Origin of the sequence: Gordonia sp. SGD-V-85 (assembly GCF_001456905.1) — a bacterium.
GTDB classification, from domain to species: Bacteria; Actinomycetota; Actinomycetes; order Mycobacteriales; family Mycobacteriaceae; genus Gordonia; species Gordonia hongkongensis.
Map to the genome: position 1 here is coordinate 105295 of NZ_LNQO01000004.1, position 15881 is coordinate 121175.

General features: G+C 69.5%; 13 protein-coding genes. 6 read left to right on the forward strand and 7 right to left on the reverse strand.

Translation table 11 applies throughout. The features are described 5' to 3' along the window. The first annotated feature begins 33 nt into the window (after positions 1–33). Positions 34–1977, forward strand: a complete 1944-nt coding sequence (locus AS181_RS05955) for an SDR family oxidoreductase (protein ID WP_058250677.1) — start codon at positions 34–36, stop codon at positions 1975–1977. Continuing rightward, positions 1974–3056, forward strand: a complete 1083-nt coding sequence (locus AS181_RS05960; RefSeq protein ID WP_058250678.1) for an alanine racemase — start codon at positions 1974–1976, stop codon at positions 3054–3056. Before AS181_RS05955 ends, AS181_RS05960 begins: the two co-directional genes overlap by 4 nt. A 1-nt stretch (position 3057) precedes the next feature. Here AS181_RS05960 and AS181_RS05965 read toward each other — a convergent pair whose 3' ends face one another. From AS181_RS05965 to AS181_RS05980, 4 genes are all read right to left on the reverse strand, one after another. Continuing rightward, entirely contained in the window at positions 3058–4287 is a 1230-nt protein-coding gene (locus AS181_RS05965) for a UPF0158 family protein (protein ID WP_058250679.1), read from the reverse strand. Positions 4288–4369: 82 nt separating this feature from the next. Continuing rightward, a complete protein-coding gene (locus AS181_RS05970) occupies positions 4370–6043 on the reverse strand; it encodes a DNA polymerase Y family protein (protein WP_058250680.1) in 1674 nt (557 codons plus the stop codon). Beyond that, positions 6043–6891 (reverse strand): hypothetical protein, encoded by an 849-nt coding sequence (locus tag AS181_RS05975; protein WP_175404281.1) that lies wholly within the window; start codon positions 6889–6891, stop codon positions 6043–6045. The genes AS181_RS05970 and AS181_RS05975 overlap by 1 nt, the downstream gene beginning before the upstream one ends. 257 nt (positions 6892–7148) lie before the next feature. Then, positions 7149–8174, reverse strand: coding sequence for an Rv2578c family radical SAM protein (locus AS181_RS05980; RefSeq protein ID WP_058250682.1), 1026 nt, complete (start codon positions 8172–8174; stop codon positions 7149–7151). Positions 8175–8252: 78 nt separating this feature from the next. On the opposite strand from AS181_RS05980, the gene AS181_RS05985 reads away from it, so the two are divergent. Then, positions 8253–9512, forward strand: coding sequence for a serine/threonine-protein kinase (locus AS181_RS05985; RefSeq protein ID WP_058250683.1), 1260 nt, complete (start codon positions 8253–8255; stop codon positions 9510–9512). A 16-nt stretch (positions 9513–9528) separates the two neighbouring features. On the opposite strand, the gene AS181_RS05990 is transcribed toward AS181_RS05985, so the two are convergent. Together AS181_RS05990 and AS181_RS05995 are read right to left on the reverse strand one after the other, a co-directional pair. Further along, on the reverse strand, positions 9529–10254 hold the full coding sequence (locus tag AS181_RS05990; protein WP_058250684.1) for a LuxR C-terminal-related transcriptional regulator: 726 nt from the start codon (positions 10252–10254) through the stop codon (positions 9529–9531). Beyond that, entirely contained in the window at positions 10251–11519 is a 1269-nt protein-coding gene (locus AS181_RS05995) for an ATP-binding protein (protein ID WP_058250685.1), read from the reverse strand. Before AS181_RS05995 ends, AS181_RS05990 begins: the two co-directional genes overlap by 4 nt. 172 nt (positions 11520–11691) lie before the next feature. Here AS181_RS05995 and AS181_RS06000 point away from each other — a divergent pair, with 172 nt between their 5' ends. Beyond that, the gene (locus AS181_RS06000) at positions 11692–13230 is read left to right on the forward strand and encodes a PspC domain-containing protein (protein ID WP_058250686.1); all 1539 of its coding nucleotides are present in this window, start codon (positions 11692–11694) and stop codon (positions 13228–13230) included. After that, positions 13227–13457, forward strand: coding sequence for a hypothetical protein (locus tag AS181_RS06005; protein ID WP_058250687.1), 231 nt, complete (start codon positions 13227–13229; stop codon positions 13455–13457). Before AS181_RS06000 ends, AS181_RS06005 begins: the two co-directional genes overlap by 4 nt. 60 nt (positions 13458–13517) lie before the next feature. Here the strand turns inward: AS181_RS06005 and guaA are convergent, their stop codons facing one another. Beyond that, positions 13518–15128, reverse strand: coding sequence for a glutamine-hydrolyzing GMP synthase (guaA, locus tag AS181_RS06010; RefSeq protein WP_442902776.1), 1611 nt, complete (start codon positions 15126–15128; stop codon positions 13518–13520). A gap of 97 nt (positions 15129–15225) precedes the next feature. Between guaA and AS181_RS06015 the strand changes: the two genes are divergently transcribed. Continuing rightward, positions 15226–15864, forward strand: a complete 639-nt coding sequence (locus AS181_RS06015; protein WP_058250881.1) for a biotin transporter BioY — start codon at positions 15226–15228, stop codon at positions 15862–15864. Positions 15865–15881 lie beyond the last annotated feature (17 nt).

Sequence of the window (15881 nt, forward strand, 5' to 3'; positions counted from 1 at the left end):
CCGTCGGCCCGCCCATCTGATGGGATCTCTTCCATGACGAGCTACTTCATCACCGGGGGCAGCGGGTTCATCGGGCGACGCGTACTCGAACGTCTCCTGACCGTCGCTCCCGACGCCACCATCCACGCACTGGTACGCGAGACCTCGCGCGCGGCGTTCGTCGCCATGCTCGACGACCTCGACGCGGGCGACCGCGTGACACCCGTGGTCGGCGACCTGACCGCACCCGGACTCGGTATCGCACCGGACACCGTCCCCGCGATCGATCACGTCATCCACCTCGCGGCGATCTACGACATGGCCGCCGATGCGGAGTCACAGCGCGCCGCCAACGTCGTCGGGACCTCGCGCGCCGCCGACTTCGCGATCGCGCACGATGCGCTGTTCCACCACGTCTCCTCGATCGCCGTGGCCGGTGACCACCGCGGGCGGTTCACCGAGATGGACTTCGAAGTCGGACAGGGCTTTCCGACTGCCTACCATCGCACCAAGTTCGAGGCCGAACGTGTCGTGCGCGAACGCGAGGGACTCCGCTGGCGCGTCTACCGGCCGTCGATCGTGGTCGGCGACTCGCGCACCGGCGAGATGGACAAGATCGACGGTCCCTACTACTTCTTCGGCCACCTCGCGACGCTCGGCCGACTGCCCTCGATGCTGCGACTGCCGATGCCCGATCTCGGGACGCTCAACATCGTGCCGGTCGATTACGTCGCCGCCGCGATGGTCGCCCTCCTCGGCGTGAACCCCACGCGCAGCGGTTTGGTGTTCCATCTCAGCGACCCGAAGTCGCTCACCACCACCGAGATGTACAACGCGCTGGCACCGGCGTTCAAGGCGCCGAAGGGGTTCGACGCCATCCCACGGGCTGCGGTGGAACCCGTGATGACGTTGTCCGGCATGGGGATCGCGCGCGTCGGACGCAACCTCGTAGCCGCCCAGCAGGGGATCCCCGGGGCAGTACTCGACGCGGTGACGCTGCCGGTCGACTTCCGCGCCGACACCACCGTGGCGGTCATGGGTGACCTCGGCATCACCGTGCCCGACTTCGCCGACTACGCCCCGCGCCTGTGGACCTACTGGTCACGACACCTCGACCGGTCACGCAACCGGCGCACCGATCCGCGCGGGCCGCTCGTCGGCAAGAACGTTCTCATCACCGGCGGGTCGAGCGGGATCGGCAAGGCCACCGCACGGATGTGCGTCGCACGCGGGGCCAACGTCCTCATCGTCGCCCGCAACGCCGACGAACTGGAATCGGCGACCGAGGAATTGAACTCGACGACGAGCAAGAAGGGCATCCCGCCCGGTCAGGTGACCGCATACCAGTGCGACATCACCGACGAGGAATCGGTCAATGCGCTCGTCAAGACCGTGCTCGCCGCGCACGGTCACGTGGACGTCCTGGTCAACAATGCCGGCCGGTCGATCCGTCGTGCCACGATCAACTCGGTGGATCGGTCTCACGACTACCACCGGGTGATGGCGGTCAACTACTTCGGCGCGGTGAACCTCGTCCTCGGACTGCTGCCGCACATGATCGCCCGGCAGGCGGGTCATGTGGTGAACGTGACCTCGATCGCGGTGCAGTCGCGTGGCCCGCGGTTCGGTGCCTACGCGGCGTCAAAAGCCGCTCTGGAGGCCTTCAGCGACGTCACCGGCACCGAAACGGTGTCCGACCACGTGACCTTCTCCAATGTCCGTCTCCCCCTCGTGAAGACGCGGATGATCGCGCCCACCGAGGCCTACGACAACCAGCCCGGGACCTGGAACGTCGACCGGGCCGCGGCGCGCGTGCTGCACGCGATCATCGATCGACCCAAGCGCGTCGACTCGCTGGTCGGGCTCGTCGCCGAGATCGGGCACCGCGTCACCCCCGGACTGACCACCCGCATCCTGCACCAGGAGTACCTGGTCTTCGGCGAATCGGCGGCGGCGCTGGGCCGTTCGGATCGTGACGCCGGCGGGCGGGACGCGTGATCGACACCCCGTATCTCGAGGTCGACGTCGACCGCATGACGCGCAACCTCGCGGTGCTCGCCGACCGCGCGCGATCGGCGGGCGTCGACTTCCGGCCGCATGCGAAGACCCACAAATGCGCCGAGATCGCGCGGATGCAGATCGATTCCGGTGCCACGGGGCTGGCGGTGGCCACCATCGGCGAGGCCGAGGCCTTCGCCGACGCCGCCGACATCACCTCGTGCACCGACATCTTCATCGCCTATCCCATCTGGCCGACCCCGGCGAAAGCCGCCCGGTTACGCGCCCTCGCAGACCGGGTGTCGCTACGGGTGGGTGTCGACTCGGCGGAGGGCGCACGGCATCTCGGGGCGCTGCTCGGCGGGCAGCGGGTCGAGGCACTCGTCGAGGTCGACTCCGGGCAACACCGCACCGGGACCGCACCCGGGGACGCCGGAGGCGTCGCGGCGGCGGGCGTGTCAGCGGGGCTCGACGTCGTCGGCGTCTTCACCTTCCCCGGCCACGGCTACGGCGTCGGCGACACCCGCCGGCGGGCCGCGGAACAGGAGGTGGCGGCACTGCGTACGGCGGCGGAGAGTCTCCGAGCGCAGGGCATCGATCCGCGGGTGCGCAGCGGCGGATCCACACCCACCGTCGAATTCGTCGGCGACCCCACGTATGCGGGCGTGCTCACCGAGATCCGTCCGGGCGTGTATCCCCTCAGCGACGCCCAGCAGGTCGAGATCGGCACCTGCGGATTCGACGACGTCGCTCTGACCGCGGTGGCAACCGTGGTGCGGAGCGAACCCGGACGGATCGTCCTCGACGCCGGCAGCAAGATCCTCGGCGCCGACCGAGCCGCCTGGGCGACCGGCCACGGACGCCTCCTCGATCACCCCGACGCCCGCGTCGTGCAGTTGTCCGAACATCACGCGGTGGTGGAGTTCCCGGCGGAATCGACGTCAGCCCCCCGGTTGGGCGACGTGATCCGGGTGGTGCCGAACCACGTCTGCACTGCGGTCAATCTCGTCGACGAACTGGTGGCGATCGACGGCTCGGACAGCCGGTGGCCGGTCATCGCGCGGGGGCACAACAGTTGAGTCAGATCGGTCGGATGCCTTCACGGACCAGGAATTTGCGTGCCCGTCCGAACTTGCGGTCGGTGGAGAACGCATACCACTGCTGACTCACACCCGCTTCGTGGACGACGTCCCGGAACCTGCGGAACGCACCTCGTCCCTCGATCGCGCGCTCCAGACGGTTTCGCAGGTCGGGATCGGTGGTGCGCGTGGCGAAATCGGCCATGTCCCGCCAGCTGTCGCGCGAACCGATGCAGTCGAAGCGCAGCCAGCGGTCCGGGTCCTCCTCGACGTCGATCTCCTCATCGAGCACGCCCGGGTCGAGCATCTCGTCGTTGTACACGAAGCCGGTGCTCAGGTCGATGAGTCCGCCGGTGGACCGGTTCGGATCACCCTCCATCTCGTCGCTGAGCATCTCGAGATCCACCGCGATCGGCCGTCCCGGCGCGGGTTCCCCGCGCAGGCTCGCGAGCAGTTCCTCGGCGAGTTCGGCGTCGCCGGCCTCTCCCCGTCGTTTGAGTTGTTCGACGATCGACACAGCCACCGGTTCGGCTCGCTCGCGGCGCTTCTGCAGTGCCATCGGTACCCCGGGGCCGACCTGCTGGAGTGCGTCGTGCAGATCGCATCCGATGACGGCATCCAGGAAACGATCGGCATCCGACGACGCGATCGACCCGCGTACCTCGCCCAGATCGAGTTCACGTATCTCCTTCTGCGCGGGCCACTGGCCGACGAGCATCGGATGAGGAACGGTGGGGCGTGGTGGCGTCTCGTCGTCCCCATCGGCCGTCCGTCGACCGTACTGATCCGGGATGTCGCCCCAACCGAAGTACGCCAGCGGCGCTGTCGGCTTGATGCCCAACACGTCCACCGGGTCGACCTTCAGATCTCCCACGACGCACCGATGGGTCCACTCGTCGCCTAGATCGAAGGTGTACTGGAACTCGGAACCGGTCGCTGCGAACGCGGCGACCTTGGCCGTGGCGATGTCCACGGGCTCGGAGATCGGGCCGCCGATACCACCGGCCAGGTCGGCACCGAGCGCGGCGTCGGCGACCACCCTGCCGTCGTCCAGGGTGAAAAGTGACAGATGGGAACGATCCCATCGAGCGAACGCGTCATCGATGGCGGTCGCCAGATCCTTGAACGTGTGCGCCGGTCCGACCGCGAAAACCCTTCCGGGCCAGGGCCACAACTCAACGCCGCGACCACCGAGCAGTTCCACTGTCACCGACAACCAGGTACGTGCCATGCGTCGAGAGTGGCATCTCAGAGGCGAACGCGCACGCTTTCGGTCGCGGCGTTTCTTCTCGAAGCCACTCCGCGGGACGCAGTCACTCGTAGACACCTTCGACGATCCACTCCCCGGCGCGGTAACACAGCAGCAGGGCGCGCGAATCGTCGAGCAGCACCTGCGCCCGCGCGGTCAGTCCGGTCTCGGCGGCTCCGGTCGGCACCGAGGCCCCGGCGGGCAGGTCGGCGCCTCCGACCGGCCAGGGCCCGGCCCACCAGCACAGGCCCCAACTCGACCGGCGCGCCCGGGACGAGGCCAGCGCGACGGTCACCGGTTCGGCGGTGAAGGCCCCGCGATCGGTCACCTTCACCGGTTGCCCCACGGCGTCGAGCACGTGGATCGCGGTCTCCACCAGCACCGTCGGGCTGGGTTGTGGCAGGCGTCCGGGCCATGGCGCCGACGGATCCCGGCGCGGAGCCGGCTCGTCGCCCAGTGAGACCATGGTGATCCGTTCGGCGGGTCCACGACCACCGCTCAGCACGGGAATACGGACCGCATCCCCGCCCAGCAGCCCCTGTATCCGCACCAGCGAACGCCGGGCGCGCTCCTCCACATCCGGTTCACCGGCCAGCCCGCCACGGGAGAGATCGTCGGTGAGCTGATAGTGCAGGGCCCCGGCCTCGACGACCTCGACCGGTTCGAGCCGCAGCCGGACGATCGGCGAGTCGGGTCGGGCACTGCTCCTCGCTGCGCGCGGCTCGACCCGCGGGGAGGTGGGCCGCGCCGCGCCGGTCAGCCACCCCTCGAGTTGCCATCGGACACGATCCGCGGTCGTCTCCGGCGTCAGCGGTTGGGCACATCGCCAGGTTCGCGAATGCTGTTGTCCGCGTTCGGTGGTCGCGATGATGGTGAGTCGCGTGCAGGCCACCGCGGCATCACGCAGGCGTCGGTGCAGCACGTCGGCGAGGGTGCGACCGATGAACGCCGCGACGTCGATGCGGTCGACCGGCGGGTCGCAGGTGTGGTCGACGTCGAGTTCGGCCGGCACACCACGTGACGACGGGACACGCCCCGGCAGCGCATTGGCCAGCCGGTGCGCGACGACCGCATCCCGGGCGAACCGGGTGGCGACGTCGGTGACGGACATGTCGGCGAAGGCGCCGATCGTGCCGATCCCCAACCGGCGCAGCAACTCCACGAGATCGGCACGGGACGGATCGCTCATGCTGGGTTCGACGGCGAGGTCGGCGACGGGGCGGCCGGCGAGGTACTCCCGGTCACCCCCGGGCTCCACCTGATGCCCGTTCCGGGCGGCGAGGACGGCGGTGAAGATCTCGTCGGCGATGCCGACCTGCGACTCGATGCCGCACGCCGACACCACGTCGACGAGCTCCTCCGCGAGGGCCTCCATCCCGCCGAAGTAGCGGGCGGCACGGTCGCCGGCGATCACCAGGAGACCCGGCCGGAGCACTTCGAGGGCGGGGATCACCTCGGCGACCGCGGCGACCACCGGTTCGAACAGCCGTCCGTCCCGGTTCTCGTCGGCGGCGACCACGGTCATCTCCGTGCACGCCGCCTGCGCCTGTCGCTTCCGCATTCCCCGCCGCACACCGGCGGCCCGTGCCGAGGCCGAACAGGCCACCACCCGATTCGCCGACAGCACCGCGACCGGATGCAGCGGGGGCAGATCCGCCTCGGCCGCCGCGGCCATCGCCGGCCAGTCCGGGCACCAGAGCGCGAGGATACGCCGGGACCCCTGCTCTCCGGAGGGCATCAGTTCGCCACCGCGAGCACCGGGGAGACGGTCGCCGCCGCGACCATCTCGACCGTGCGATCGGCACCGTGGCCCGTCGCCCGGAGTTCGACCTCGGTGCTCTCGGATCGCCGGCCGCGGCCCGACACCGTGACCTCCAGCCGCATCCCGCCGATGCGGCCGTAGCCGCTGCGTGCGGAGTCGAGACCGGCCGCGCGGGAGGCGGGAGCAGACCGGCCGGGCAGGCCCGGACTGTGCCGGTAGGTGAGGACACGGGCCTCGAGGGCCAGTTGCGCACCCGGCCATGCACCACCGGTCACCAGCAGCACCGACGACTGCTTGCGCACGCGGCCCATGACCACCCGGGCACGCGAGGGGGCCACCATCTCGTTCCGCGGGCGAGCACCCTCGCCACCGCTCCCCAGGTCCAGGATCACCAGGTCCATACCGTCGAGCAGCACCGCTGCCACCTCGACCGGGTCGGGACCGGGATCGGGGATGGTGGCGATGCGGGACAGGTCGGCGCCCATCTCCGCCGCGGGCAGCAGACTCAACCGGGGCAACCCGACGATCCCCACCTGTCCACCCGCACGGGTCACCGAAGCGATCATCGCGATCAGCACCGAACGGGCGCCGTCGAGCCGGGCCACCGACCCTCGCGGAATACCGTTGTGCGGCAAGATGTCCGACAACGATTCCGGCACGGGAAGGACACCCACCGACCGGTCTCGGACCTCGACCACCCGCTGGTCGGGCCGACCGGACATGGCCGCCATCCGCCGGCGCAAACCCGCCAGCTCGTCGGCCCGGCCACCGGCCGCCGTATCGGTCACGGCATCGGTCACGGCCACACCAGCAGAGACATCCATCCGGCACCCTCCAGTCGACATGAGTAGTTCTCGAGCGAGCCGGGAAGGTGCGCGCCATCAGGGTTCTCGACACAGTTCCCGAACGATCCCGAGGAGGCCCCTCGTCCGCCGATCATTCGAACACTGTTTCGATTGTTCGAGAGTAGAACCAACCACCGACAAGCGTCAACCGAAGCCGAAAGCCGTTGCGCAGCACAGGATGTTTGCATCCACGCCGAAAACAGCCCAGCTCAGGGGCGCGGTCAGGACGGCACGGGTCAGAACAGGGTGAGGGCGTGCTGCAGCTCGGGCGCGGCCACCGTCGCCGGCGAGTCGGGACCCGATTGCCGGAGACCGCCGGAACCGGCCAGGCCATGCCGGTGCACGAGCGGCTTCATCCGGTCACGCAGCCACGAGGAGTACTCCGGGGTGACATAGGCGCCACGCCCGTAGAGCCCCCGGTACCGGCGGATGAGCGCCGGATGCTCCTCCGCCAGCCACTCGAGGAACCACGGCTTGGTCGAGGATCGCAGATGCATCGGGAACGCGGTCACACCAGACGCGCCCGCCTCGGCGAGTGCCTCGAGCAACGAGTCGAGATGCGCGGTCGAATCCGTGAGGTACGGGATGACGGGGGCCACCATCACATGCGGCGCGATGCCGGCATCGGCGAGATCGCGGATCACCGACAGCCGCGCCTGGGGCGACGGCGTCCCCGGTTCGATCTTCTTCTGCAGGTCCTGATCGAGGATCGCCAGCGAGATCCCGACGCTGACCGAGACCTCCCCCGCAGCCTGACGCAACAGCGGAAGATCCCGACGGATCAAGGTGCCCTTGGTCAGGATGGAGAACGGCGTCCGGGACTCGGCGAGCGCGGAGATCACGCCCGGCATGAGTCGGTACCGCCCCTCGGCACGCTGATACGGGTCCGTGTTGGTGCCCAGCGCCACCGTCTCCCGGGTCCACGACCGGCGTTTGAGTTCCTTGCGCAACACCGCCGCGACGTTGAGCTTCACCACGACCTGGGTGTCGAAATCGGTGCCCGCGTCGAGGTCGAGGTACTCGTGCGTCGGACGGGCGAAACAGTAGCGGCAGGCATGCGTGCACCCGCGAAAGGTGTTGACCGTGAACTGAAACGGGAGCTGCGAGGCCTCCGGCACGCGGTTGAGCGCACTCTTGGCCAGCACCTCGTGGAATGTGACACCCTCGAAATCGGGCGTACGCACCGACCGCACCAGACCCGAGCGGCTCAGCCCCGGGAGCGACCCGTCGTCGACCTCGACCGCCTGATCCGACCATCGCATGATGGGAGTCGAACATACGTACGAGATGGCTGTCAAGTGCGGTGCCCGCGGCGTCGACCTCGCCGCTATCATCTCCGTATGTCGACGACCGCCGGAACCCACCATGCGCCGGGTCCCCAGTACCTGGTGGCCGGCCGGTACCGTCTGAAGTCGCGCATCGGCGGCGGCGGCATGGGAACCGTGTGGCTCGCCCGCGACCAGCTCCTCGACCGTGACGTCGCCGTCAAGCAGGTCGTCTCCACCGAGGGCCTCACCGAGGACTCCGCCGACAACGTGCGCAAGCGGGCCATGCGGGAGGGGCGGATCGCCGCGAAGCTCTCCCACCGCAATGCGATCGCCATGCACGACGTCGCCCTCGACCGGGGTGAGCCCTGGCTGGTCATGGAATACCTACCCTCCCGCAGTGTGGCCCAGATCTTGCACACCACAAAGACTCTCGCGCCCGCCGAGGCTGCCCAGATCGGCGCCCAGGTGGCCGATGCGATGGTCGAGGCCCACGCCGCGGGGATCGTGCACCGCGACATCAAGCCCGGCAACATCCTCATCGCCGAGGGCGGACGGCAGACCGGCCTGGTCAAGATCACCGACTTCGGGATCTCGCGGGCGAAGGACGATGTCACTCTCACCCAGACCGGCGTGATCACCGGAACGCCTGCGTATTTCGCTCCCGAGGTCGCGCGCGGCGCCGATCCGCAGGAGGCCTCGGACGTCTACTCGCTGGGCGCGACCGTCTACACGATGGTGGAGGGTCAGCCGCCCTTCGGTGTCGACGACAACTCGATCGCGCTGCTACACAAGGTCGCACGCGCACGCATCAATCCCATGCAGAATGCCGCCGAGCTCGAGCCGATCCTGCTGCGCCTCCTGGAACCGAGCCCGACCAAACGCCCGACGATGAGTCAGGCACGAGACATGCTCACCTCGTTCGCGGCCGGTTCCCGAGGCACCCGCGACCAGGTCCTGACCGGCCTCATCACCCGGCCCGGAGCGGGCACGCCGACCTGGTCACAGCGCGGCGGCCGGTCGTCGACGACCGGTTCGCATCGTCCGGCCGGTGCCACCCTGCCCCCCTACGCCCCGACGATGTCCGCCGATCGCGGCTCCCGCGACCTTCCGGACACACGTCGCGGCATGTCCCCGACCCTGATGTCGACGCCGCAACCACATTCGTCGACGCCGAGACCGCCTGCCTCCCAGCAGTACTCGTCCGAATCCCGGCAACCGAACCCCGGTCCGCCGGCGCCGGGCACGTCGAGCACGGCACTGGCGGTGTCGATCTTCGTGTTCTTCGCCGTGCTCGCGGTCGTCGTCGTACTCGCGATCGCGCTGTTGCGCTGAGCCGGCGCCGCTGCGGTCAGCCGATGTGACGGGTGGCCGCCCATCGGGTGAGGGCATTGCGGTTGGACTGCTGGGTCTTCCGCAAAACGTTCGACGCATGTGTCTCGACCGTCTTGATCGAGATGAACAGCTCCTCGGCGATCTCCCGATAGGTGTACCCGCGCGCCAGCAGGCGCAACACCTCCAGTTCGCGCCTGGTCAGCGAGTCGAGTTCGGGGTCGAGCGGCGGTTCGGGTGCCGAGGATTTTCCGGTGAACGAGTCGAGGACGAAACCCGCGAGACGTGGGCTGAACACCGCGTCGCCGTCGGCGACCCGGCGGACCGCGTCGGCGAGTTCCGGGCCCGCGATCGTCTTGGTCACGTAACCGCGGGCACCGGCCCGGATGGTCGCGATGACATCCTCGGCCGCGTCCGACACACTCAGGGCCAGGAAGACCGGCGGTGTCGAACCCGTTGCATTCGAACCCGTTCCGTTCGATCCGAGTCGATCGAGCACCCCGCGCAGGACCGCCACCCCGCCGCCGGCCGGCATGTGCACGTCGAGCAGGACCACATCGGGAGCCGCCGCCACGATCCCGTCGATTGCCTCGGGTACGGTGCCCGCCTCGCCGACGACGCGCAGGCCCGGCTCGTCGGCCAGTTCGGCACGGACCCCGGAGCGGAAGACCGCATGGTCGTCGACGAGATAGAAGGTCACCGGACCGGGGCCGGTCGGGTCGGAACTCGGGGAACTCGGCGTCATCGTGCCTTCCTGTTGTCGGTCGGGGCGACCGCGTCGACGGTCACCTCGGCAGAGCGTCGGGTGTCGTCCGCTCTCTCGTCGATCGATCCCGATCCCCCGTCACCACGCGGCATCATCAGACCCACGTTCGTCCCGCGCCCGGGGGTCGACGTGATCCGCACGCGGCCGCCCATCCTCTCCACACGTGCGCGGATCGACCGGGAGATGCCCTGGCGGTCGTCGTCGACGGCGTCGGGGTCGAAACCGATTCCCCGGTCACGGACATACACCTCGACCTCGTCGTCGGTGATCTCGCCGTACACGTCCACGGTGCGTTCACCGGAGTGCTTGGCGGCGTTGACCAGCGCCTCGCGGGTGGCCCCCACGAGAGCCGACCAGCGTTTGGCGTCCCGGGTGTTGTCCGGACGCAGATCGCCGACGGTGATGATCTCCACCTCGATACCGTAGGCGTCCTCGACCTCGGCGCCGACACTCCGGAGTGCGGCCGCGAGCGAGCCGCGTTCGGTGGCCGGGTCGCCGAACAGCCAGGCCCGCAGCTCGCGTTCCTGACTCCGGGCCAGGCGTGCCACCTCCTCGGGGCGGCCCGCCTTCTTCTGGATCAGGGCCAGGGTCTGCAGGACCGAGTCGTGCAGATGCGAGGCGATCTCCTCGCGCTCGGCGTTGCGAATGCGGGCCGAGCGCTCCTCGTTGATGGTGCGCAGCATCCGCATCCACAGGGGCACGGTCAACAGGACGACGCCGATCAGGGTCGCCCCGACCGCGAGGATCGTGGAATTGAGACCGCCGAAGCTGCGATCCCCGGCCACCACCACGACCACGAGGCCGCCGACAACGAGCGCGACGCCGCCGATCAACCGCGTCCAGGTGCGCAGTGGGGTGCGGGGTGCGCGCGGGGATGTATCGAATTCGCGCCACACGAGGGCGGCGCCCAACGCGATGAAGACGAACGGGATGAGGTACTCCGCCGGGGTCCCCGACGCCGCGAATCCGACCACGCCCATGGCCACCAGCCCGACCATCGCCAGACCGAGGGATTGACGACGCTCTCCCGGTGCCGGTGACGCGGTGTCGTCGCCCTGCGGGCAGAAGAACCACAGCAGCCCGTAGGCGGCGACCCCGGCGCCGGCCAGCGCGGCCAGGACCACGAAGACGATCCGCACGCGGAAGACCTCGACCCCGAGATGATCGGCCAATCCGCCGGCGACACCGGCGACGACGCGGCCGCCGTCGCGGCGCACCAGTTTCGGGACCGGCTCGACCTCCATTCGACTCACTCCTCGATCGTCCCATGCGATCGGCTTCGCGACATCGGGGTCAACCCCGGTTCATGCGCCGCGATCTCAGGGTGTGTCCGCTCCGCCGCCCCCGGGCCTCGGGATTCTCCGGGGGACAATTCAGGGGATCACCCGATGTGTCCGGGGCCGGACGGGCGGCACGATGATCGTCATGGACACCAAGGAGTTCCAGCAGCAGATCCAGGGCCTGTGGGCGACCCGTCCGTATCGGCCCGACGATCGGACGATTGCCGGCGTGTGCACCGGCATCGCCGCCCGGTATCGCGTCGACCCGACTCTGGTGAAGGTCGCGTTCGTGGTGGCCGCCTTCTTCGGCGGCAGCGGACTCATCCTCTACCTCGCGGCCTGGGTCGCGTTCCCGGGCGCCGGACGCGCCCGCGCCGATGCGCTCCGTGTCGATTCCCCCCGGGCCGGTCACACCGCGTCGCACAACTCGATGCACGGCCTGGGGAATCCGCAGGTGATCCTGCTGGTCGTGCTCGCGATCGTCATCGTCACCTCATTCGGCCCCAATCGCACCTGGGGCTCGGGCGGGCTCGTCGGCGCGATCCTGATGCTCGGCGGCTGGTACCTGCTGTACCTGCGGACCCCGACTCCAGCGGCCGGTACCAGCATCGACACCGCGGCGGTCACCGACATCGTCGTCCCGCCACCGGCGGCCGGGCAGTTCGAACGGTGGGTGCCGCGCGCGATGAGCCACCCGGCCCCCGGCGCGGTCACCCCCACGGACGGCCCCCAGACCCCAGGAGTATCCATGACCAAAGCACCGGACACATCCGCGATCGGCGGGGATCCGGCCACCGAACACCCGGCCACCCCAGCGCCGGGCGTCGAACTGTCAGAGGACCCTTCGAGGCTCGTCGCTAACGCTCCTCACACCTCAGGGAGCGGAGAGAGGGGCGCTGACGCTCCTCACACCTCAGGGAGCGGAGGGTCGAGCGACGTGCAGACCCAGAGCAGTCGAGAACTCGATGCCGACTTCGAGGCGAGTCCACCCGCGTGGGATCCGTTGGGAGCGGCGCGGTTCGCCTGGGATCTGCCCGAGCCGACCCGCCCGGCCGAACCGGCCGTCCGTCGGCACCGTCGCTCACCGCTGACCCTGATCGTGGTCGGTCTGGCGACCATCGTGGGTGCGATCGGTGCGGGCCTGCACCAGATGGGTGTCGAGTGGTTCACCGTCCCCCACATCCTGTCGCTCTCCCTCGCCGTGATCGGAGCCGGACTCCTCGTCGCGGCCGTCGTCAAGCGTCGCACCGGCGAGCACAGCACGGGCCTGGCGCCCATCGCGGTCTCTCTCGGTGCCGCGGTCATCGTCACCACCGTGATCTCCGGGGTCAACGGCCTGTCCGGCCCGCTGCCGCCCGGCGGGGTCGGTGACCGCGAGTGGAAGCCGTTGACCGAGAACGACATCCAGGCCGAGTACTCACTCGGCATCGGCGAGATGGCCCTGGACCTGCGCGCGGTCGAACTCACCGCCGACCGGACCGTACGACTCGAGAGCGGGGTCGGCAAGATCACGGTCCACGTGCCGGAGACGATGAACGTGCGTGCCGACTGCCAGACCGGTGTCGGCGACTACAACTGCCCCACCGGGCTCGACGGCGGACGTGACGGCACCGATGGCCCGGTCCTGCAGATCGAGGCCCGCACCGGATTGGGAGAGGTAGAGGTCCTGCGATGAGCACTGAGATGAACGCTTCCGGCACCGATGACGACCGAGGTTGTGGCGCCACCCATCGCGCTCCCGGTCTGGGGCTGCTCGGACTCGCCGCCCTTGCCGTGGCCGGGTGGGGGCTCGCCGACGGGCCGGCGCTTCCCGACGCCGCCGACCTCGGATGGGTCGTCGTCGGGATCGGGCTGCTGGTCGGACTCGTGCTGATCGTGTCCGGCACGCGTTCCCGGCGCTGAGACCCGGCACGCGCAGACGAGAGCGGCCGGTGGCAGACGCCACCGGCCGCTCTCGTCAGCTCATTCCCACTCGATGGTGCCCGGCGGCTTGCTCGTCACGTCGAGCACCACCCGGTTGACCTCGGCGACCTCGTTGGTGATGCGGGTGGAGATGATCTCGAGGACCTCGTAGGGCACACGCGTCCAGTCCGCGGTCATCGCGTCCTCGCTCGACACCGGGCGCAGCACGATCGGGTGGCCGTAGGTGCGGCCGTCTCCCTGCACGCCCACACTGCGCACGTCGGCCAGCAACACGACCGGACACTGCCAGATCTGCGAGTCGAGGCCGGCGGCGGTCAGTTCCTCGCGCGCGATCAGGTCGGCCTTGCGCAGCGTCTCCAGTCGGTCGCCGGTCACCTCGCCGACGATGCGGATCGCCAGGCCGGGCCCGGGGAACGGCTGGCGGGCGACGATCTCCTCGGGCAGCCCCAGTTCGCGGCCGACCGCACGCACCTCGTCCTTGAACAGCAGACGCAGCGGTTCCACGAGACTGAACTCGAGGTCGTCGGGCAGACCGCCGACGTTGTGATGACTTTTGATGTTCGCGGTGCCGCTGCCGCCGCCGGACTCGACGACGTCGGGGTACAACGTGCCCTGGACGAGGAAGTCGACCTTCTCCCCCGCCTCGGCCTCCTCGCCGAGGACCTCGCTGACCGCACCCTCGAACGACCGGATGAACTCGCGGCCGATGATCTTGCGCTTGGTCTCGGGGTCGCTGACGCCGGACAGCTCACGCAAGAAGGTGTCGGCGGCGTCGACCGTCACCAGCTTCGCCCCGGTCGCCCCGACGAAATCGTGCTGTACCTGTTCGCGTTCTCCGGCGCGCAGAAGACCGTGGTCGACGAAGACACAGGTCAGACGATCGCCGATGGCGCGCTGCACCAGCGCGGCGGCCACCGCGGAATCCACGCCGCCGGAGAGCCCGCAGATGGCCCGCCCGTCACCGATCTGGTCGGCGACCGCGTCGATCAGCGCGTCGGCGATGTTGGCCGCCGTCCAGGTGGCCTCGAGACCGGCGATCTCGTACAGGAAACGGGTGAGGATCTGCTGGCCGTGCGGTGTGTGCAGCACCTCGGGGTGGTACTGCACACCGGCCATCCGGCGCTTCAGGTTCTCGAAGGATGCGACCGGCGCGCCGGGCGTCGACCCGGTGACGGTGAACCCCTCCGGCGGGGACTGGACGGCGTCGTTGTGGCTCATCCAGACCGGCTGGGTGTCCGAGAGACCTTGGTGGAGAACGCCTTCGCCGTTGGTCGTGAACGTCGTCCGGCCGAACTCGCGCCCGCCGGTGTTGGCCACCTCGCCGCCCAGCTTGTCCGCCATCGCCTGGAAGCCGTAGCAGATGCCGAAGACCGGGACGTCGAGGTCGAAGAGGGCGGGATCGAGGTCCGGCGCGTCCTCCGCGTACACCGACGACGGTCCGCCCGACAGGATGATCGCGACCGGATCCTTCTCCTGGATCTCCGCGATCGGCGCCTCGTGCGAGATCACCTCCGAGTAGATCCGCGCTTCCCGCACCCGACGCGCGATCAGCTGCGCGTACTGCGCGCCGAAGTCGACGACGAGCACCGGCCGCGGGCCCTCGAGGAAATCCTCGGGAGAGGACGAGTTCGCAGAAGAAGTGTCTGTCACCGGGCCGAGTCTAGTGGGCGGACCGGCGTCGATACCTGGTCACCCCGCCCGGTGGGTGCGGCTGCGCCGCCGCCGCGTGAAATACTCCGGAATCGACATGACTGCATCGCCGAAATCCCCCAACCGCTGGTCGCTGAGCATCGGCGACCTCACCCAGGCCGCCGTGTTCGCCGCGCTGATCGCCGCGCTCGGCCTGCCCGGGACCATCAACATCGGCACCAGCGGTGTGCCGATCACGTTCCAGTCGCTCGGGGTCATCCTCGCCGGGGCGGTCCTCGGCCCGCGGAAGGGCACGCTGGCCGTGGTCATCTTCATGGTGCTGGCGATCGCCGGACTCCCGATCCTCTCGGGCGGACGCAACGGCCTCACCGCGCTGTCCTCCCCGACGGCCGGATACTTCATCGGGTTCCTCCCGGCGGTCATCGTCATCGGGGTGCTGACCGCACTCATGGTCTCGACCGGCGGGAAGACGGGCTCCGGGAAATATCGCGTGCTGTGGGGCATCGGCATCAACGCGCTCGGCGGCATCGTCGTCCTCTACGCCTGCGGGGTGCTCGGCCTGCTGGTGCGGACCGACCTGACACTGTGGGCGGCCATCGCGACCAACGGTTCGTTCATCCCCGGCGACATCGCCAAGTGCGTCATCGCGGCCCTGGTCGCGGCCCAGGTCCACCGCGGCCGGCCGGGCCTCATCGAACCGTTGCGCGCGCGCCGATCCGGCACCGTGGCCGGCTGAGAAGCCGCCCCACCCCA